The organism is Nocardia sp. NPDC004168 (assembly GCF_040610355.1).
GTDB lineage: Bacteria > Actinomycetota > Actinomycetes > Mycobacteriales > Mycobacteriaceae > Nocardia > Nocardia sichangensis.
This window is the reverse complement of the sequence record NZ_JBEXME010000009.1, coordinates 149,461-169,660: the sequence shown is the minus strand read 5'-3', so window position 1 is coordinate 169,660 and position 20,200 is coordinate 149,461. Positions and strand designations below refer to the sequence as shown.

The 20,200-nt window shown below is 69.5% G+C and carries 15 protein-coding genes; 5 read left to right on the top strand and 10 right to left on the bottom strand.

Annotated elements, in window-relative coordinates; all coding sequences use genetic code 11:
- The first annotated feature begins 624 nt into the window (after positions 1-624).
- Entirely contained in the window at positions 625-2,385 is a 1,761-nt protein-coding gene (locus tag ABZW96_RS18865; protein WP_355076202.1) for an AAA family ATPase, read from the top strand.
- 50 nt (positions 2,386-2,435) lie between these two features.
- Here ABZW96_RS18865 and ABZW96_RS18860 read toward each other — a convergent pair whose 3' ends face one another.
- Positions 2,436-2,747 (bottom strand): DUF4254 domain-containing protein, encoded by a 312-nt coding sequence (locus ABZW96_RS18860; RefSeq protein WP_355076200.1) that lies wholly within the window; start codon positions 2,745-2,747, stop codon positions 2,436-2,438.
- A gap of 358 nt (positions 2,748-3,105) precedes the next feature.
- Between ABZW96_RS18860 and ABZW96_RS18855 the strand changes: the two genes are divergently transcribed.
- Both ABZW96_RS18855 and ABZW96_RS18850 read left to right on the top strand, forming a co-directional pair.
- A complete protein-coding gene (locus ABZW96_RS18855) occupies positions 3,106-3,909 on the top strand; it encodes a GntR family transcriptional regulator (RefSeq protein WP_355076198.1) in 804 nt (267 codons plus the stop codon).
- A 3-nt stretch (positions 3,910-3,912) separates the two neighbouring features.
- On the top strand, positions 3,913-4,518 hold the full coding sequence (locus ABZW96_RS18850; protein ID WP_355076196.1) for a GNAT family N-acetyltransferase: 606 nt from the start codon (positions 3,913-3,915) through the stop codon (positions 4,516-4,518).
- Between the two features lie 165 nt (positions 4,519-4,683).
- Here the strand turns inward: ABZW96_RS18850 and eccCa are convergent, their stop codons facing one another.
- From eccCa to eccD, 3 genes are read right to left on the bottom strand one after another with little or no spacing between them, the layout of a single operon-like run.
- Positions 4,684-8,763 (bottom strand): type VII secretion protein EccCa, encoded by a 4,080-nt coding sequence (eccCa, locus tag ABZW96_RS18845; protein WP_355076194.1) that lies wholly within the window; start codon positions 8,761-8,763, stop codon positions 4,684-4,686.
- Between the two features lie 45 nt (positions 8,764-8,808).
- A complete protein-coding gene (mycP, locus tag ABZW96_RS18840; RefSeq protein WP_355076318.1) occupies positions 8,809-10,194 on the bottom strand; it encodes a type VII secretion-associated serine protease mycosin in 1,386 nt (461 codons plus the stop codon).
- 26 nt (positions 10,195-10,220) lie between these two features.
- Positions 10,221-11,651 (bottom strand): type VII secretion integral membrane protein EccD, encoded by a 1,431-nt coding sequence (gene eccD, locus ABZW96_RS18835; protein ID WP_355076192.1) that lies wholly within the window; start codon positions 11,649-11,651, stop codon positions 10,221-10,223.
- A 285-nt stretch (positions 11,652-11,936) separates the two neighbouring features.
- Here eccD and eccA point away from each other — a divergent pair, with 285 nt between their 5' ends.
- Entirely contained in the window at positions 11,937-13,769 is a 1,833-nt protein-coding gene (eccA, locus tag ABZW96_RS18830) for a type VII secretion AAA-ATPase EccA (RefSeq protein ID WP_355076190.1), read from the top strand.
- Positions 13,770-13,794: 25 nt separating this feature from the next.
- Here eccA and eccB read toward each other — a convergent pair whose 3' ends face one another.
- Complete coding sequence (eccB, locus tag ABZW96_RS18825) at positions 13,795-15,303, bottom strand: type VII secretion protein EccB (protein WP_355076188.1); 1,509 nt, start codon at positions 15,301-15,303, stop codon at positions 13,795-13,797.
- A 265-nt stretch (positions 15,304-15,568) separates the two neighbouring features.
- Here eccB and eccE point away from each other — a divergent pair, with 265 nt between their 5' ends.
- Positions 15,569-17,221, top strand: a complete 1,653-nt coding sequence (gene eccE, locus ABZW96_RS18820) for a type VII secretion protein EccE (RefSeq protein ID WP_355076186.1) — start codon at positions 15,569-15,571, stop codon at positions 17,219-17,221.
- Positions 17,222-17,289: 68 nt separating this feature from the next.
- On the opposite strand, the gene ABZW96_RS18815 is transcribed toward eccE, so the two are convergent.
- The 5 genes from ABZW96_RS18815 to ABZW96_RS18795 all read right to left on the bottom strand — a co-directional run bounded on the left by ABZW96_RS18815 (position 17,290) and on the right by ABZW96_RS18795 (position 20,179).
- Entirely contained in the window at positions 17,290-17,583 is a 294-nt protein-coding gene (locus tag ABZW96_RS18815) for a type VII secretion protein EsxR (RefSeq protein ID WP_355076184.1), read from the bottom strand.
- A gap of 59 nt (positions 17,584-17,642) precedes the next feature.
- Complete coding sequence (locus tag ABZW96_RS18810; protein ID WP_355076182.1) at positions 17,643-17,951, bottom strand: WXG100 family type VII secretion target; 309 nt, start codon at positions 17,949-17,951, stop codon at positions 17,643-17,645.
- Between the two features lie 62 nt (positions 17,952-18,013).
- The gene (locus ABZW96_RS18805) at positions 18,014-18,805 is read right to left on the bottom strand and encodes an ESX secretion-associated protein EspG (protein ID WP_355076180.1); all 792 of its coding nucleotides are present in this window, start codon (positions 18,803-18,805) and stop codon (positions 18,014-18,016) included.
- Positions 18,802-19,803: a PPE domain-containing protein gene (locus ABZW96_RS18800; protein ID WP_355076178.1), complete on the bottom strand. Its 1,002-nt coding sequence runs from the start codon at positions 19,801-19,803 to the stop codon at positions 18,802-18,804. The genes ABZW96_RS18805 and ABZW96_RS18800 overlap by 4 nt, the downstream gene beginning before the upstream one ends.
- 34 nt (positions 19,804-19,837) lie before the next feature.
- Positions 19,838-20,179, bottom strand: a complete 342-nt coding sequence (locus tag ABZW96_RS18795; RefSeq protein WP_355076176.1) for a PE family protein — start codon at positions 20,177-20,179, stop codon at positions 19,838-19,840.
- Positions 20,180-20,200: the final 21 nt, after the last annotated feature.

Here is a 20,200-nt window from a genome sequence, read left to right as displayed (position 1 = left end):
CCCATCGACCCGGCGACGTCGACTCCCGACCGAAGCACGGCCGACCACACCGCGCGGCAGAACGCTCAGGCACCGACCGGCGTGCCATCCGCTCCGGACCAGACGGCGCCGCAGGGCGGACACTCCTCGACACCGACCAGCACACAACCCGCACCGCAGCCACCCATCGACCCGGCGACGTCGACTCCCGACCGAAGCACGGCCGACCACACCGCGCGGCAGAACGCTCAGGCACCGACCGGCGTGCCATCCGCTCCACCGTCAGCAGACCCGACCAGCGGCGGGACCTCGCCCGTAACCGGCCCGGAGGGCGCGGCACGGCAGGGCGGACACCCGTCGGCCCCGACCGCCACGCCAGTATCCAGCGCGTGGCAGGCCCCCGACCCGCTGAGCGAAAATGCGCAGTCACCGCACGGCGAGCAATCCGGGCCGTCAACGGACGAGCACGCAGGGCCGCACGGCGCTCCGACAGCGGCACGTTCCGCTGAGGATCCCGTTTCCGGCAGAGCGGACGCTGTTCGGCAGGCCGAGAGCCGAGAAGCGACGCCGACCGGCGCCGAGACCGCCACCTCATCCACCGGCGCAAGCCCGACCGAACCGCACAGCGCGAACACCACTGCCGGGGTGAACCGGAGCGCGGCAGCGGCTCAGGCCCCGACAACGTCGGCAGGTGCGGGATCCGAGCATGGCTCCACACTGGGCACCGGCGACATCACGCCGTCGAGCGATGCCCACCGGACACCGCCCATTACCGAGCATCCGGCGCAAGCCCCGCAGACCGCCGCACCCGCTCCCACGGCGGTGATTCCCGATGGTCCGCCGCCGTGGCTCGCGGCTCCTCGGCCCGAGCAGGCCGCCGCGCCCGCGACCGACGCGCCGCGCCGACTCCCACCGCTGCCCGACCCGCCCGCGCCGCACAACAGTGCATCCGGTACCGCGCCGGAGGCCCCCGTGCCGCCCGACTCGGCCGGGTCGGTCGATGCGACTCGCGCACAAAGGGACTCGAGCGCACCGGCGTCGAACCGCGCCGGCGCGACCGACATCGGCCCGGTGGCGGCGCGACCTGTCGCCGGTGGCGGACGCCACCGGCTGTCGGCGGAGCCGAACGAACCTTCGGCGTCCCAGCCGCCGGTCGGACAAGCGCCGAACTCCGACCAGCAGCCTGCGCCTCAGCCCCGTCCGGATGCGGCTTACGACGCGGGCGCGCCACAGCCGCACCCCAACGCCTCGAGCGACGTACCCGCCGGTCACCCGACGCAGTTCGCGGGCGATCAGGCAGCGGGCAGCGCACCGCAGGTCCCCGTCGACCAGTGGCGCAATGCTGCCGCGCCCGAATCCGCTCCGGCATCACCGCATTCCGTGCCGCCGCACCAAGCCACTGGTCACCCCGCCCCGCAGTGGGGCACGCCTCCCGGCTACCCACAGCCGCCCGCCCGGCAGCAGGGCGCCCCGTTCCAGCAGCCTTCACTCGACGACGTGCCGCTGCGCCGGGCCAAGAAAGCTCCGGGAACCGGGTGGCGCAAGGCCGTGCACCACGTGTCCGGCGGCGCGATCAACCCCGGTATGTCCGCCGAGGAACGCAGGTTGCAGGAACTGGTCGCGCGGATCAGGCAGCCCGTCCGCGGCGACTACCGGATCGCGGTGCTGTCGCTCAAGGGCGGTGTCGGAAAGACCACCACCACAATGGGTCTCGGCTCCACCTTCGCCTCGATCCGGGGCGACCGGGTGATCGCCGTCGACGCCAATCCTGACTTCGGCACGCTGTCGCAGCGGGTGCCCCTGCAGACCAGGTCCACCGTGCGCGACCTGCTCCTCGATTCGACCATCCAGCGCTATTCGGATGTGCGCAGGCACACCTCGCAGGCGACGAGCCGCCTGGAAGTGCTCGCCAGCGAACGTGATCCGGCCGCGTCGGAGGCGTTCAGCGAAGAGGAGTACCGCGCGGTCGCCCGAATCCTGCAACGGTTCTACAACATCATCCTCACCGACTGCGGTACCGGGCTCATGCATTCGGCCATGTCCGGTGTGCTCGACCTGGCGCACTCGCTGGTACTGATCTCCTCCCCCGCGATCGACGGAGCCCGCAGTGCCGCAGCCACATTGGACTGGTTGTCGCTGCACGGCCACGACCATTTGGTGCGCAACGCGGTGGTGGTGATCAACTCCCCGCGGGCCGGATCGCCGAACGTCGGTATCCAGCAGCTACGGGAGTACTTCCTGTCCCGGTGCCGCGCCGTGCACATCATCCCGTTCGACGCGCACATGTCCGAGGGCGCCGAAATCGATTTGCACCGCTTGCACAAGCAGACCAAGCGGGCCTACGTCGAGCTGGCCGCGACCGTCGCGGACGACTTCGCCACCGATCATCGTCGTTACCACCCGTGACACCCGCCGGGCGGTGGCCCGGCGGGGCGAAGGGCGAACGGATCAGCCGCTCACCACTCGGGCAGACGCCGCCTGCCCGCCATGACGTCGCGCACCAGATCGTCATAGGCGTCCGCGAGTTCGGCGAGATGATGCCACGCGTTGTGCAGCAAATCGTCGTGCGCGTTCAGAGTCATCAACGCGTGGTGCGCGCGCACCGACGACTCGGCGAGGCGATCGATCACCGCACCCACCGTTTCGGTGTGCAGAGTGGCGCCGAGCCGATGCTGCGGCACACTTCGCATCACCCAGTCGTCGATGGCCATCACCAATTCGACTCTGCGACGCTCGATTTCGCGAACCACCGCCACGGAGGTGTCCACCGAACCACCGCGGCCGACCAGGCGGCGCTCATGTAGCACTGCCAGATCACGAGCGAACCACAAGAGCGGACCACCGACCACGCGGTGTCCGCGACACGCCCGAACCAATAGGTCGGACGTGGGAAGCAATCCCGGTGCCGAAGAGCGCACCGAAGGATCGACACACCTAGGTGTGCCAGGGAGGGCCATTACGACCGTTGTATCCGAACCTGCCACGTTGCCTCGCCGTCATCGCCGCACAACACCGGATCAGGACTTCATTACAATAAACCTCTGAAGGCACCTGTCAAGCGTTAACGGGCCGTAGGGAGTCACGGAGAGTACACTTCGTTACCTGCATGACCAACCGAGGAGCAAGATGGCGGACGGTCCGACGTATCACCGGATCGCAGACCTCCTCCGCGAGGAGATCCGCGCAGCCAAGTGGAAACCGGGCGATCGACTGCCCAGTCACTCGGAGCTTGCCGATCAAATGCAGGTCTCGATTACCACGGCCCGCAACGCGATCCAGGTGCTGGTGACCGAAAATCTCGTCTATACAGCTACTTCCCGCGGAACGATCGTTCGAAACCAGGAAATCCTGGAATCCGTTGTCACCGATTCCATCCGCCCCGACCGGCCGCAGACCCCGCACGACATCTTCGAGGAGATCGCGCGGGCCGCGCACCGGGAGCCGTCGAAGGAGTTCAGCGCGAAGATGGAGCCCGCCAGCCCCGAAGTCGCGTCTTGGTTGGGGATACCGCCGGATTCGTGGGTGCTGGCCAGGACGGTGGTCCAGTATCTCGACCATGAGCCGTGGTCGTGGGAGGTCAGCTTCTATCCCCGTGATCTGGCCGAGGCCACCGGAATCGACTCACCGCACGATATTCCGGAGGGCACCACCCGCCGCCTCGCCGACCGGGGTCATGCCGAGACCGCGCACCGCGACACGCTCGTCGCCCGGCCTGCCACCGCGGAGGAAGCCTTGGTGCTCGGCGTCGCCACCGGCACCATCCTGCTCGACCACCTGCGCATCGGCGCCAACCACGAGCGCGTCACCCGTGCCACGCGGCAACGTTCGCTCGCCTCCGGCAATCGGCTCGCCTACGAGCTCGGCGACGCCGAAGGCACCGCAGTCATCCGGACCACGCTTGCCGATTCGCACGGGACCGGCCGGGCCTAGCCCATGACGATCGCGCTGCGCCAGGCGACATGGGGCGATCTCGGCATGATCTGCCGCCTGCGCGTGCAGCGCACGGCGTGGCTCACCGCGCGCGGCTCCGATCAGTGGACGGTCGCCGGACGCGGCCTGCCCATCGAGATCTTCGCTCGCGCCGTGGGACGGTCGCTGGACGCGGGCGAGACCTGGATCGCCGAGGTCGCGGGCGAACCGGCGGGAACGATCACGGTCAACGACCGCGCCGACGCCGGTCTATGGTCGGCGTGGGAGCTCGACGATGCGGTGATCGCCCATTACATGATCGTGGATCTGCGTTTCGCGGGCCGGCGCGTGGGCCATCACCTGCTGGCGCACGCGGGACTGCTCGCCCGCTCGCAGGGCCGCACCTGGGTCCGGCTCGACGCGTGGACCACCAATACCGACCTGCACGCCTACTACCGTTCGGCGGGATTCCGTTTGGTGCGCATAGCGGGCCCGCTCGCGCTGGGCCCGTCACGCGCGCTGTTCGAGCGAAGAGCCGATAGCTGGGATCCCGCACTTCCCGTGCCGGTCCCCGCTGTCGGGCGAGTGGCCGCGCCTGCGCTTTTGCGCCCACCGCCGCCGAACAACTGATCCCACGCGGCGACAACTGAACGATCCGCGCTGTCCGGGGCTGCCCGCCGCGCGCGACGGGCACGGTGTAACCGAATATCGCAGGACGCCTTGTGCGCGATCGTGCCGCGCACTCACGAGCCGCTCCGCGCACGCCGGAATATCCGGCGCACGACGGCGAACCGATCAGATGGGCGGCAAGTGCGCGATGTGCACCATCTCGATACCCCTGCTGCGCGAGACCAGTGTTCCACGGCCGGGCGGCAGCTTGCTCGGCCGCACGTCGCCGATCAGCTTGCCCTCGTCGCGCGACCCGCTCATGATCAGCGTCTCCACCGAAAGGTTCTTCATGGTGCCCAGAATCGGGTCGTACAGCGCGCGGGACACACCGCCGCTGCGGCGGGTTACCACGAAATGCATGCCGATGTCCCGAGCTTGGGGCAGGTATTCCAACAGCGGCGCGAACGGGTTCATGCCGGTACCGGCCGCCACCATGTCGTAGTCGTCGACCACGATGTAGATCTCCGGGCCGCTCCACCAACTGCGTTCGCGCAGTTGCTGCGGTGTGATATCCGAGCCGGGAATCCGTTTGGCGAGATACCCGGCCACCTCTTGGATCATCGGACCGCAGGTCTGCGACGACGTCGAGTATCCGGCCAGGTGGTCGCCCTCGACCACGCCGAGCATGGTCCGGCGGTAGTCCACCATGATGATCCTGGCCTGCTCGGTGGTCGACTGTTCCACCACGCCCATCACGATGTTGCGCAACAGGGTGGTCTTGCCGCATTCCACGTCCGCGAAGGCCATGAAGTGCGGTTCTACGCCGAAATCCAGCACCAGCGGCTGCAATTCGGACTCGCCGCGACCGACGACCACGCGGGTGGGGCCGAGCTCGACGCCTTCCGCCTTCGCCGAGGCCATCAGCTCGTCCCTGCCGAAGCGCAGCGGCAGCATGCGCACTTCGGGCGCGCGGCGGTTCGGGTACTGCTGTTCGAGTCCGGCCCGCGCCTGCGCGACACCGTCGGCCAGGCTGCCCTGGTCGGAGTCGGAGTCCAAGCGCGGCAAGGCGATCAGCATGTGCAGCTGGTCCGCGGTCAGACCGCGCCCCGGGCGTCCGACCGGAACCTGGTGCGCGGTGCGCCTGCCCATCTCCGAGTCGGACGGATCGCCGAGCCGCAGCTCGACCCGGGTGCCGATCTGGTCCTTGACCACCGGGCGGATCTCGGCCCAGCGCGCGGCGCCGATCATCAGGTGGATGCCGAACGACAAGCCCTGGGCCGCGATGGCGTTGATCTGCGGCTCCAGCAGGTCGAACTCTTCGCGGATCGCGGCCCAGCCGTCGATCACCAGGAACACGTCGCCGAACTTGTCGTCGGCCAAGGGGTCGGCGGCCCCGGCTGTGCCATCCGGAACGCGACGGCCCTCGCCGAACTTGCGGCGCCGGAACTCGGCCATCGATTCGATGCCCAGCGCGGCGAACCGCTCCTCGCGCTGACGCATCAGCGTGGTGAGCTCGGCGACGGTGCGGCGCACCCGATCGCCGTCGAGGCGACCGGCCACCGAGCCCACGTGCGGCACGCCGGACAAGCCCGCCATGCTGCCGCCGCCGAAGTCGAGGCAGTAGAACTGCGCCTGTTCGGGAGTGTGCGTGGCCGCGGTCGCCATGATGATGGTGCGCAGGGTCGTCGACTTGCCCGACTGCGGGCCGCCGACGACCGCGACATTGCCCTGGGCGCCAGCCAGATTGATGGTGAGCACATCGCGGCGCTGCTCGTAGGGCTTGTCGATGACGCCGATCGGCATCCACAGTTGGCCGTGCCGGTTGACCGGCGAACGCCAGTCCGGGTCCGGCAGCAGCATGTCCACCGTCGGGGATTCGTCCAGCGGCGGCAACCACACCTCGTGCGCCGGGCGGCCGTGCCCGGTGAGCCGCTTGACGACCACGTCGAGCAACGTGTCCGGGATGCCCTCGTCGGCGCTGGGCACGGCCCCAGCGGCCGACGGTGGCGGCGGCAGCTCCAGCAGCGGGTTCGACGGCGCGACCGGTTCCGCTTCGGTCTCCGCATCGATCGGGTCGGGTATCTCCACCGGCACGGCGGTGAACAACGCGGGCCGCCTGCCCGCGACCGGGCTGCCGTCCTCGCCGGTCACCGTGCCCTGCGGCGCGACGTACGGACCGGACACGTAACTGGCGTTGAACCGCAACGGATCCGACGCGTCGCTCTTCAGATATCCCGATCCGGGCACGCTGGGCAGATGGTAGGCGTCGGTGATGCCGAGCACCGCACGCGACTCGTTCGCCGAGAACGTGCGCAGGCCGATGCGATAGGACAGATGCGATTCCAGTCCGCGCAGCTTGTTCTCCTCCAGGCGCTGCGACGCCAGCAGCAGGTGCACGTGCAGCGACCGGCCGAGGCGGCCGATCATCACGAACAGCTCCGCGAAATCCGGCTTCTGCGAGAGCAGTTCGGAGAACTCGTCGACCACGATGAACAACGCGGGCAGCGGATCGAGCGGCACTCCCGCGGCGCGCGCCTTCTCGTAGTCGGTGACGTTGGCGTAGTTGCCCGCCGAACGCAGCAGCTCCTGGCGGCGGTTCATCTCGCCCGCGAGCGCGTCCTTCATGCGATCGACCAGCGAGAGTTCCTCTTCCAGGTTGGTGATCACGGCGGCGACGTGCGGCAGCGAGTCGAGGCCGAGGAAGGTCGCGCCGCCCTTGAAGTCGACGAGCACCAGGTTCAGCGCGTCCGGCGAATGCGTGGTGACCAGCGAGAGCACCAGAGTGCGCAGGAATTCCGACTTTCCGGAGCCGGTGGCGCCGATGCACAGGCCGTGCGGGCCCATGCCGTTCTCGGCCGACTCCTTGATGTCGATCTCCACCGGAGTGCCGTCGGGGGTGATGCCGATCGGCACCCGCAGCCGCTCCCTGCCGGTGCGCGGACGCCACACCCGCGCCGGATCGATCTGGGCCGCGTCCGGGATCTTCAGTAGCGCCATCAGTCCCGGATCGGCCGTGGTTCCCTCACCGAGACTCACGATCTGCGCGGCCGTCGCGAGCCGGTATCTGGCCAGCGCGCGAGCGAAGGACTCGGACTCCGCCGTGCTCACCTCGTCGGCGGTGGCGAACTTCTCCACGCCGGCCGCACTGCGCGCGGCCACCTCGCCGTCGCCGACGACCAGTTGCAGTCCGCGCCGCGCCGCGAGCCCGCCTTCCGGCGCGGTGAGGTCGAGCACCGTCACCGAATCCAGGCCCGATTCGCTGACCAGCCGTTCGCTGCCGCTGACGTAGCCGTCGTCGATGACGACGACCAGATGTAGTCGCCCCTGGGTCGGCTGTGGGTTGCGCATGAACCGGCCGCGCTCGAGCAGCTCGGCCGCCAGCGCTGTTTCCAGTTCACCGAGCGAGTGGTACATCATCCGCGTCGAGCCCATGCCGTCGCGCTGGGTCGGATGCTGCAGTTGCGGTAGCCATTTCGCCCAGGACCAGGCCGGGCCGTCCGGGTCCGAGCAGACGATCGCGATGGCGAGATGGTCGGGACCGTGGAAGGCGGCCAGCTCCATCAGCATCGCCCGCGCCAGCATGCGCGCGTCCTCGACCTGGCCGCCGATGTTGATCGCGGGGAACGCGCGCAGCGACACGGCGGTCGGCAGGCGGTGCACCACCGAATGGGTACGCACGAATCGGCGCAGGGCCACGGTGGACACCGGTTCCAGATCCTCCAGCGGCCCCGTCTCGGGGCGCGCCAGTTTGGTGGCCAGCCGGTGGCTGCCGACCCCGACGCGCACGTGTCCGAAGTCCGGGTCGTTGGGCCTGCGCTCCCACATTCGCCTCGTCCCGATCAGGGACGGCAGGTCGGCGGGTTCGGGGTGACTCCACCGGAGCGTCTCCAGCTGCTTGCCGCCGGTGCGGCGCACCTCCTTGCGGACCTGGTCCAGATAGCGGAAGTAGTCCTTGCGCTCCTCGTTGAGTTCCACCGCGCGCTTGGGCCCGCCGCCACGGAAGCCCGCCATCATGCCGACCATCGACATGAGCATCATCATCGGGAACATCATCATGAACGGATTGGCCAGTAGGTTGCGGCCCATCATCGCCATCATGGCGATCATGCCGACCACCGCGACCACCATGACGACCGGCATCAGCTTCATCATCAGCGGCGCGGGCAGGGCGCGCGCGATCTCCGGCGGAGCGGTCAGCGCCACCTCACCACCGGGTGCCCGGGGCGGCGCGATACGGGGGCGGCGCACAAAGCCTTCGGTAGCCATGATTCCTTCGTTCGGTCGGCGGCGAGCGGTCGAGCTGCGCCCGCGCTACGGATCGAATTCCGCGTTCAGGTCCTGCCTGGTCCGCCGGAACGGAAACGCCACGGCCACACCGATGGCGAGGCAGGCCAGGGAGACGATGGAGCCGATCACCGCGATCCGGCGCGGCCGCGGGTCGGGGCCCGGCGGGATCACCGGCGCGGCGACGGCTCGTGCGGCGTCGGCGCCCGCGCTCACGGGTTTCTCCGGCAGCTGCGCGGTGAGCGCGGCGAGCGGATCGATCAGGCCGTGGCCGATCCGGTCGTCGCGGCCGGTGCCCGGTCCGTGCGCGGTGCGGATGATGCGGTCCATCACCTGCTGCGCGGTGAGTTCCGGAAAGCGGGCCCGCACCAGCGCGGCCAGCCCGGCCACGTAGGGGGCCGCGAAGCTGGTGCCCTCCACGGCCCGGATTCCATCGGTGGTCTGGACGCCGTCGACCAGGCCGGTGGCGCCCGGTTTGCTGTCCAGCGACACGATATTGCGGCCGAACGCGGCGACGCCCACCCATGGGCCGTGCAGCGACAGCTCCGACACCTGGCCCGTCGAGTCCACCGAGCCCACCGAGAGCACGTAGGGCGTGAACCAGGCCGGACTCGCGACCGTGGCCACCGAACTCCAGCCGGAACCCTCGTTCTGTTTCGAGCAGGCGCCGTCGGGCTGCAGATTGCCCGCGGCCGCGACCACGACGACATTGCGGTCGTAGGCGTACTTCACCGCCGCGCCGAGCGAGGCGTCGGCGGTGTCCGAACCGGCTGCGGTGCACGCTACTTCGGAGATGTTGATGACGGTGGCGCCGAGATCGACGGCGCGGACCACGGCCGCCGCCAGGGTGAGCACGCTGCCGTAGCCGTCGCTGCTGATCTTGCCCGGCGGATCGCCACGGCCGCCGCGGTCCTTCGGCTCGTAGGCCAGGCTCAGCTGCCGGATGGTGAGCAGGTCCGCGTCGGGCGCGACGCCTGCGAAGGCGTCGCCGGGGCTGGGCTGGGCCGCGATGATTCCGGCGACCAGGGTGCCGTGGCCGTCGCAATCGACTGTGCCGTCGCTGTCGGAGACGAAGTCACCGCCAGGTTGCAAAGACCGTAACCGCGGGTGCGGATTCACCCCGGTATCGATGACGGCCACCTTCTGCCCTGCGCCGCGGCTGAACTGCCACGCCGACGGCAGATCCAGCACGCGCTGGGCCATCGGAGGCTCGCCCGGCGGCGCGCCGGTGAGCAGGGGTTCGGCGCAGACGGCGCGCTGTTCGGTCGGCTCCAACGGCGCGGGCCGCGCGCTCAAACCTTGTGCGGCGCCGAGCGCGCCGGGGTCGATGCCGGGTGGGGCGATCGCCTGGGCACTCGGCCACGGCACGCCGATTCCGGCGCCGGCAACCGTTGCCGCGCAGGCCATCCGCATGACGATCCGGCGGAAGGCGCTGCCGGTCATATGTTCCGGGCCATCGAGTAGATGTTCATCACCCACAGCACGAGCGGAATCACCGCCACGATCAGCAAGTACTCGAAGATCTCGATCATCCGCCGGGTCACCGGGGTGACCTCGATGTGCGGACCGATCACCCCGAACCCGACCACGCCCGCGGCGAACGCGAGCAGGATGCCTGCCGCGAGCAAGGTGTAATCCGAATCCCCGACGGCGAATCCGACGGCCAGGGCCACGACAGTCAGGCACCCACCGCCGATCATCGTCGCGGCCTGGGTGAGATCGGCGAACGAGCGGCCGCGCAGCGCGAGGATGATCGCGGTCACGACCGCCAGCGTGATGCCCTGCCAGCGTCCGGAACCCAGCGGATCGGCCACGCCGAACGCGCCGACGACCGCGCTCGCGGTGCACGCCGCGACCAGGCCGGACTGGAACCGGTTGGCCGTTCGTGCCCGTACCCCTAGTCCCGCGGCCGAGGGCAGTGCGCTGGCGCCGATGGCGCCGATGCCCTCGATGGTCGGTCGCGGCTCGTGGTCGGCCGGGTCGATCGCGCCGCCCGCGGTGGGAACCGGCGGAATCGGCAGCCGCGCGAGCACGGCCGCCAGCCGCGGCACCGCCGAGATGATCACGATGCCCGCCACCAGCAGACCGGCCGACAATTTCGGCAGGCCCGGATGCCAGATGAGGTGGATCGCCGCGGCGACGCCCGCGATCACGGCGAGCGCGGCGGCGCAGGAGAACAGCGTCGCGCCGGTGCCGGTTATCCGGTAGCCCAGCAGCGCCGCGATCAGCAGCACCGAACTGCCCAGCAGCAGATGGGGACTGCCGAGCGTGCCCGGCACCAGCAGCGCGGCGCCGCCGAAGAGCAGTAGCAGTCCGTCCAGGGACAACCAGGTCGCGGTCGCCGTGTCGGCGTATCTGTGCGCGGCGATACCCGCTGTGACGAATCCCGCTGTGCCACAGCCGAGCAGCGCGAGAGCGGGCGCGATCGGATCGCCGTGCCCGCGCGAGATCACCAGCACGACCAGCGTGACCAGCACGCTGAGCGCCGACACGACCAGACCCATCCAGCGGGCGGCCACCCCGGACCAGCTCCGGAATTCCTCGGCGGTCAGCCGTGATACCGCGTCGATGACGTCGTCGAACAGCGCGGGCGCTTCCTTCGCGGCCACCGACCGCAGCACCAGCAACTCACCGTCGTAGACCTCGGCCTCGGTGAGCGTGCGGCTCGGCGCGATCGCCTCCCGGCCGAGCCGGGCCAGGGTCCAGTGCCGCGCGTCCAGCGGCGCCGACTCCTCCTCGGCCTCGGTCCGCTCCGGGTTACGCGATTCGATGAGCGCCACCAGATCACCGATGAATGTGGCGATCGGCACGGTGGCCGGCAATCCGACATCGACCTGAGTGTTCCCACCGATGACCGAAACACGACTCAATACGGGTTCGGTGGCACGTATACCGCTCGCCGACTCGATCAACGGCAACCTTCCCCAGCCCTCATCCGGAACAATGATTCACGCATCGACAACATTTGCTGGAACCCGTCCCGAGTGCCCGACTTCACCACATCGAGCACTCGCACACATAGCCGACTCTTGCGTTGCGACCTCCCGGCAGCTGAACCTAATGTAACGGACGAACCGGGCCACGCGCGATCGGTAGTCTGGTATCCAGATGAACGTCTCTACTACGAGAAACGAAGATTTCGGGGTTCGACAGCAATGACCGGCAACCGTCAAGCACAACGCGCATTCGATGCCGGAATCCTGTCGCTCGGATTGTCCATCGAGGGGCAAGAATCCGCACGTGATCTCGACTACGCGAAACTGGCTTTTCAACGCGCCACGGAGTGGGATCCCACGATGTGCGACGCGTGGCTCGGGCGCGCCGCCGCGGGCGAGCTGACCAAGGACGTTCTGTTCAATCTGCACAAGACCAGCGCGAGCACGCTCTACCGCGAGCAGCGCAGGCTCGGATTGCGTCCACGCGAACTCGCGGGCCGCTTCCTGCCAGGTCTGTACATCGACTACCCGCTGGCCAACCACACCGAGGTCACGCTGGCCTGGGCGGCACAGCTGATCGCCGACAAGGAGTACGACGAAGCCGAGCGGGTGCTCGACGAACTCGACACGTTCCGCGGTGGACAGCTGAGCAACCCCGAAGGCGAGATCGACAGCCGCATCTGCGCGTATGTCCGTGGCGTACTGCACTACAACACCCAGCGCTGGCCCGATGTGATGGCGGTGCTCGCCGGTTCGGCGGACTGGGAGGATCCGTACCTGGCGGCGGGCGCGCACGTCATGGTCGGCACCGCGTGCGCCCAGCTCGGCTTGTTCGGCGAGGCGATCCGGCGGATGCAGCAGGCCGAGGCGGGCCCGATCCCGGCGGCGCGGTCGACCGCGATGTTCTGCCGCGGCTTGTGCCTGCGGGAATCGGGCAACGAGGAGGAAGCCCAAGCCCTGTTCGAGAAGGTGTACTCGCAGGCACCGGATTTCGAGGCGAACGCGGCCGCGATGCGTGACCGCACCTACCGGATCACCGTCACCAGCCGCGAGGTGATCGATGCGCGCACCGACAAGTGGGACCCGGCGTCCTCGCCGTCGATGGAGCAGATGGAACAGGCCGAGAGCCAGGACCGGGCGAAGAAGATCCTGGTCGAGGCCAGAGCCGAACTGGACTCGCAGATCGGCTTGACCTCGGTGAAAACCCAGGTGGCGAAGCTCCAGTCGTCGGCGCAACTGGCGAAGATCCGGGCCGAGAAGGGCTTGGCGAGTCAGCCGCGCGGCCAGCACCTGGCCTTCACCGGACCGCCCGGCACCGGTAAGACGACCATCGCGCGGGTGGTCGCGAAGATCTACTGCGGCGTCGGCCTGTTGAAGACCGACAAGGTGGTCGAGGCCAAGCGCGTCGACTTCGTCAGCCAGAACCTGGGCGGCACCGCGATCAAGACCGAGAAGCTGATCGACACCGCCATGGACGGCGTGCTGTTCATCGACGAGGCGTACACGCTGATCCAGACCGGTCTGCAAGGCGGCGACGCGTTCGGCCGGGAAGCGGTGGACACGCTGCTGGCGCGCATGGAGAACGACCGTGATCGTCTCGTGGTGATCATCGCGGGCTACGACGGCGAGATCGACCGGCTGCTCACCGCCAACGACGGCCTGGCCTCGCGCTTTTCGAAGCGGTTGCAGTTCCCGTCCTACACGGCGGACGAACTGGGGCAGATCGGCCAGGTGATCGCCAGGAAACGCGATTCGGATCTGTCCGAAGAAGCGCTCGGGCAGCTGGTCCGGGCCTGCGAGCGCCTGTACGCGATGCAGAGCACCGACCAGAGCGGTCAGCCGCGCCGCGGCGTCGACCTCGCAGGCAACGGTCGGTTCGTCCGCAACGTGATCGAAGCGGCCGAGGAAGAGCGCGAATTCCGGCTGGCCAACGACGAATCGCTGGACCTGACCGACATCGATGAGGCGGTGCTGCGCCGCATCGAGGCGTCGGACATGGAGCTGGCCTTGTCCAGCCTGCTCACCTCGCTGAACGTCGGCTGGACGGACTGAGTCCGGTCGGGCGGCCCGGCGAGCGCTATTTCGCGGGCAGCGAATCGTGGCTGACCAGCGCTTCTCGCGCCGACAGCGTGGGCCCGGGGACCATCTGGCCGACGATCGCCCATGGCGCGAGGCGCGGGGGGCTGCCCAGTCCGAGCACGTTCGCGGTGGCTGCGTCCGGAATGCCGTAGCGCACGCCGGTATCGGCGATGTAGAACAGGCTGTCGCGGCGCGGGCTACCCGGTTCCATGCCGGTCACCTGCACGAACTCCCCTGAACCCGGCGGGATGTAGGCCGCGTCGACCCGGTCGCCCGCGCCGTCGGAGGTGGACACCTCGACGGGTTTCGCGGACTCCGCGATCGGCAAGCGGGTGCCGACCAGCAGGCTGACCGCCGCGCGCTCGCCGGGGCCGTCACCCGTGTTGTCCTGGCCCTGCCCCGGAGCGGCGCCCGGCGACTTCGCCCAGGCCACACAGGCGACGGGCGCGTCCTCGGCGGGCAGAATCCTCGGGGCACGCACCGGGAAGTCGTCGACCGGCAGTCGCCGGACCACCGGAACCCGTTCCAGCACATCGGGAGGCATGGTCGCGATCTCCCGCATGCCGTGCGAATCGGCGTACCTGATCACCTGCGCGGTGAACGGCGACACCGGCTGCAAACCGTCGGCGAGCACGACGTACAGCGCGGCACCGCCGTCCGGCCCCACGCCGGACACCGAGATGATGCCGCCGACCGGGATCTCCGACAGCGGGCCCGGCCCCCGCTCCCCCGCCCGGGGGATCTGCGGCGGAGCCAGCGCGGGAACCTGCGTCGTCGCGCCGAGCAACCCGGTGCCGACCGGACGGGGCCGCTGGGGGCGCAGGTCCAATGCCCTCGCCATCACCGAATTGGCGGGGTCCACCTCGGCGCGTTTGCCGTCGTAGACCAGGTAGGTCTTGTTGTCGCGCCGGACGAGCAGCGCCTCGTCGTGATTCGAGGTCCGGATGCGGTCCGCGAGCGCGGGGTGGCCTGCGATCACCGTCGTCGTGCCACCCGATGATGCGGCGGCGCTACCGCCTTCGGACAACGGAATGGTCTCGCACAGCGACCACTCCGAATTCTTGCCCTGCGTGGAACCGGGCAGCGCGCTCGGCGCGCCGGGAATGCCGAGCAGCGGCCCGCGCGGCAGATCGCCGAGCTTGTCGTCCTTCACCGCGTGCGGCTCGGCGTCGGCGCCGGTGATCAACCGCGCGGACGCGAGATTCAGCACCGGGTGCAGGGTCTTGTTGCCGTCCTGGCCCTGTACCACCACGTACAGCGCGCCGCTCTGCTTCCCGGAGACGATCACGGCGTCGCCGATCGCGCCCTGCGGACGCAGGAAGGCCAGGATCGCGGCGCCCGCCACCACGAGTACGCCGAGCACCGCGCCGACGAGCAGCGAGCGGATCTGCGAACGCATCGGATCGTGCAACATGCGCACGTCGCGACGGACCAGCGCGTGATCGAGCCTGCGCAACAGGAATCGGTATCCATTGACCTGAGCGCGGGTGGTCAGCTGTGCAGGCACATGGTCTCCATCGAGCTATCGATCACCATTCTCTTCGACACGGTACCGTAATTCACCGACGGCCCTGAACCGATGGAATCCGAAGCCGATCAACGGCGGCCGTACCGAGGCGAAGCAGGGACAAACAACTGTGCACGAAACGATGAACGGCGAGGCAACCGATAGTGAAATAACGGATGCGCCTGCGCCGAGAAATCAACGCCGATCGGACTATGACACACTGCGCGATCCGGAATTCTGGTTGTTTCGCATTTTTCCCTTGCGCGTGACAGTTCCCGTCTCGATATCGGCCGCCGCGGTCGCGTGGATCGTTCTCGCCGTCAGCCATTCGATCTGGGGTGCGATCGCCGCGGGCGCGGTGGTCGCGCTGGCCGGTCTCGCGCCGCTGCGCGGCCACACGCCCGCCGAACGCCTCGGTAGCGCGATCGCCCGCAGACGTCCCGGACTGCGCCCGGCCGAACGCCTCACACAGGCTCCCGCCCTCGACGTTCCGCTCGCCGAGGGCGGCGGTTACGGCGTGCGCTGGGACGGCGATCTGCTGCTCACCATGCTCCGGATCGATCCGCCGCCGGACACGCTGACGCTGCTGGACCGTGGTTCGCTCAGCACCGACCAACTGCTCCCGCTCGCCGAGATCGCCCGCTGCCTCGATCAATTCGATCTGACCCTGGCCGGCATCGACGTGGTGAGCACGGGCGCGCGCACGGCGGGCACCGGCGTGGCCGCGCAACTCTACGACCGCATCCTCGGCCCCCTGCCCGCCATCGCGCACCGCACTTGCTGGCTGGTGCTGCGGATGGATCCGCTGGCCAACGCCGAGGCGGTCGACAATCGCGGCGGCGGTGGCAGCGGCGCGCTGCGCACCGCGATCATCGCCACCCGCCGGGTCGCCAACCGGCTCGCCGCACACGACATCGCCGCGTCCGTGCTGACCGCCACCGAGATGAACACAGCCGTGCGCCAGCTCACCCACGGCTTCGACGTCGACCAACTCGCCGAGTCCCCGAAAACGTTGGAGTACCAAGGCCGTTACCTCACCCAGTACCAGATCGCGGCCGACATGATCGGCCCACGCGGACTGGCCGACATCTGGGCGGTGCCCAGCTTGTCCACCACGGTTACGTTGCGCCTGCGGCCGGGAGCGGGCCGCCACGATCGGCACACCGATTTCGCCGACACCGTTGTGCTCAACGCCGTCGTCCGCTTCGACACCGTCGCACCGCCCGAACAACCACCCCTGCCAGGGTTGCGCGAGCTGATCGGCAACCAGCTGCGGATCCTGTTGGACACCTTGCCCATCGGTTACGCAGGCCGTTGGGGCAGCGACATCGCCTATCGCGGCACGCTGGCCGCGCTCACCGAGTTCGCGGTGCCGACGGCGGGCTGCGGCCAGCTCATCGGCGCCGACGAGCGCGGGCAGGGCATCGCGGTGCCGTTGATCGGCGAGGGCACCAGGCACCTGGAGGTGATCGGCAACCTGGATCTCGCTCAGCAGGTGATCCTGCGCGCCACCGCGCTCGGCGCGCATGCCATCGTGCACACCGCCAGGCCCGAGGCGTGGCACACCATGGTGGCGAATCTCGGCGCACCGCATGTGCTCTCGATCGCTCCGCGGGCCGCGGGCGCCAGCTACCATCCCCCCGCTCCCCCGCCGCCTCCCGCCGCTCCCTATCCGAGCACGACGGTGCTGGTGTTCGACGGAATCCCGCCGATCGCCCACGCGGGCGGCGCGACGATCGTGCACGTGCGGCGGCCGGACGATACCGGCAGGTCGGTCGACGCGGACGTCACGCTCATCCAGGATCCGGACGCGCCCAATCGGATCACGGTGCGCACCGCCGCGCGCAGCGCGACCGTGCTGATGGTCACCACACCGGACGAGATGCACTACATCGGCGAGTCGCTCGCGGCCCGCTGACCGCACACGAAACGGCCGGCTGGAACCCTTACCGTTCCAGCCGGCCGCTGTTCGTCGCTACCCCGCGATCAGAAGGCGGCGAAACCGTCGCCGACCTTGCCGTCGGCCTCGATGGCGCGGTTCAGCGCGTTCTCCACCTTGACGCCCAGGTTGTCCAGCTTCTGGAGGGTGTCCTCCAGCTCGCCGGTCAGATCCTTGTGCGCCTTGGTGAAGTTCGCGACCGCCTGCTCACCCTGCAGGTTCTGCTGGAACGCGGCGGCGGCGCCGTTGAGTTCGTCGATCCGCGCCTTCATGTTGGAACCGTACTGGTTCAGGTCACTGACCATCTCGGTGATGGCCGGGGAGTTGTACTTGATGGTCATGGTTATCTCCTTCTGCTGAGAGGTTGGGGATCCGGCTGGACGGCATCACCGTCCAGCGGTCACGCCAGACCGGCCTGGTCGGAGCCGACGATGGTGTTCTTGCCGGAGGTCACGGCCTGCGAGAGCCGGTCCAGCTTGCCGTTGAGCGCGGTGACCTCGTCGTGCCAGTCGTGGGCCGCGGTGTTGAACTCGCGGTGGGCGTCGCCCTGCCAGCCGCGCGCGACGGCCTGCACCGACTCGTCGATCTGGTTGATCGAGGTGCGCAGCGTCGAGATCGAGTCCTCCATGCGGCTGACGACGCTGTCGATGCCGCCTGCTTCGACACCGTAGGTGTTCCCCGAGCCGTCGCCGAGAGATGTGTAAGCCATTTCGTTGATCCTTTCGTCAGAACTTGTATGGGTGCGGAGATCCGGACGATCTCACCGAGCAGCTACTGAGGCAGCCACCTCCCCCCGGGCAGCCCTTCCAGCAACGTGGCGACCGCCTGAGTCACCCGGTGGTCGGTGCCCGTCGTGACCGTCGACCAGATCTGCTGATCCGGCGCGACCATCGGGGCGACGACGATGCGGCCGCGGCCGGTGTCGTACACCACCACCGCGCCGGGCGCCCGGCTGGTCAGCCCGTCTCGATGGGCGTAGGCCACGATCTCGGCGTAGGCGCGGCAGGAGCCGAAGGCGAGGCCGAGCACGGCGGCGTCGCGCTCGCCGACGCCAAGGGCGTACACCGCGTCGGCGTAATCGCCGGAGCCCTCGGCCGCGTCCATCCGGTCGGCCAATTCGCTCGCGAGCGCACTGAATCCGGCGATCCGCGCGGGTTCGCACGAGCCGAGCGCGGCCAGCAGTGGACGAGTCAGTGCGGCGTCCGAGCCGTCGGCCCAGATCGACGTCACCTCGAAGCTGTCGCCCGAGCGGACGGCGAGCGCGTGCTGTTCGCCCCGGCGCGCCAGGCAGAAGCGGCGAGCGCCGTCCTCGGTGTAGACGCGGGCGACGAGTTCGCGGTCCGGCTGCGCCAGGACGAACAGCGCACCGGCCAGGTCGGATTCGACTTCACCCTCGGCGTCGAGCAGGCCGTCACCGATCAGGCCGGACAGCGCACGCTCCCGCGCGGCGCGATACTCCTCGATCGAATCCTGTTGCGGCCCGACCGAAAGCACCAGTGGCAAGGTTTGCACACCGAGCCGCTCGGCGACGACGAGCAGCGCGTCATTCGTCAGCGACGTCACGGCGCACCTCCCGTCTGGGCACCGGCCTCGCTCGGCGCGACGGCGTGCGTCGCGGGTTCGGCGCCGCCGAGCACCGCGGGCGCGGCTTGGATGCCACCTTCGAAGCCGATCTGATCGCTCGTCTCCGTGGGAAGTCCGGCGCGTGGGAATCGTGCCGCGTCTTGTGCGGGCCCGGCTTGCCCCAGCGCACCGGGAACGAGCGGAGCGGGCTGCCCACCCGCGTTCACCGTGGCCGGGGCGGCGCGCGGGACGACCTCGGCCGTGGCGGCCGACTGCGCGTACACCGGCGCCTGGTACGCGGTGGGCACCCGCGGCATCGCCGGGATGGGCACCGTCCCGATCGGCATCGCACCGATCGGCGCCGCACCGCGCGGCATCGTGGCCGAATTCGCGGCCTCGGCCGATCCCGCGGCCTGTTCGGCGGCCAGCGCCTGCTCCGGCGCCACGACGGGCGGTTGCTGGTGCTGCCACGGCAAGGCCAGTGGTTCGGTGGCCATCTCGTAGTTCCGCATGACCCGCGAGGCCATCGCCTTCGCCGCGTCCTGCTCGGCGTCGGTGTCCGCCGCGATCGCGCGGATCGGCGTACCGAGCATCCCGGTCACCGACTCCAGCATTCGTTGCACCTGCTGAAGGGTTTCCAGATCGGCGGTGTTCGGCATCGCCAGCCGGGCGATCTCGTACGCGGCGACCTGGGCCTGGAACCGCGCGGCGTTGGCCGACGCAGCGGCGGCGGCGTCGACCAGCCAATCCCGCAGAGTCGTGATCTGTTGCAGCACTTCGTCGCTGCGTCCCGACTGCCAGGCCCCGCGCACGTCCGCGAGAACCTTCTCGTACTCGACCACAGCGGCACCGAACGACGCGGCGAGGCGCGACCACGCGGCGACGGCCTCGGCCATCGGCACAGCGCCCGGCCCCGTGGTGAGCTCGCGCGCGAGCCGCTCGGGCGGGCGCGCGGTCCACACCACGCCGGTGAAACCTGGCTGCGGTGGTTCGATCATTGCCGCGGAAGACCTTTCGGTTGCTCGGCGACGGTCAGGCCGACCGGCCGCCCGTGGTGTCGAAATCGGCCGTGTTGGCCGATTCCATGCCGTCGAACTGGTTCGAGTGCAGCCGCAACGTGGCCGCCAGCTTGCGCAGTTCGTGCACGCTGGCCTGCGCGCCGGCCAGGTACGACGACGCCACGTCGTTCGCGGTCTGCGCGGCCCGGCCGGACACCTCGTCGGCGCCGGCGGGTACGACGGTCAGCGCTTCCTCCGCGGAGCGCAGATCCGACGCCAACCGGTCGGCCAGCGCGTCCAGCCCGGACGACGCCTTGGCCGCCGTGACCGAGTCGAATCGCACGCTGTCGTACACCTGACCCCGCCCGTCACTCATAAGACCCTCCTGTGTACTGCT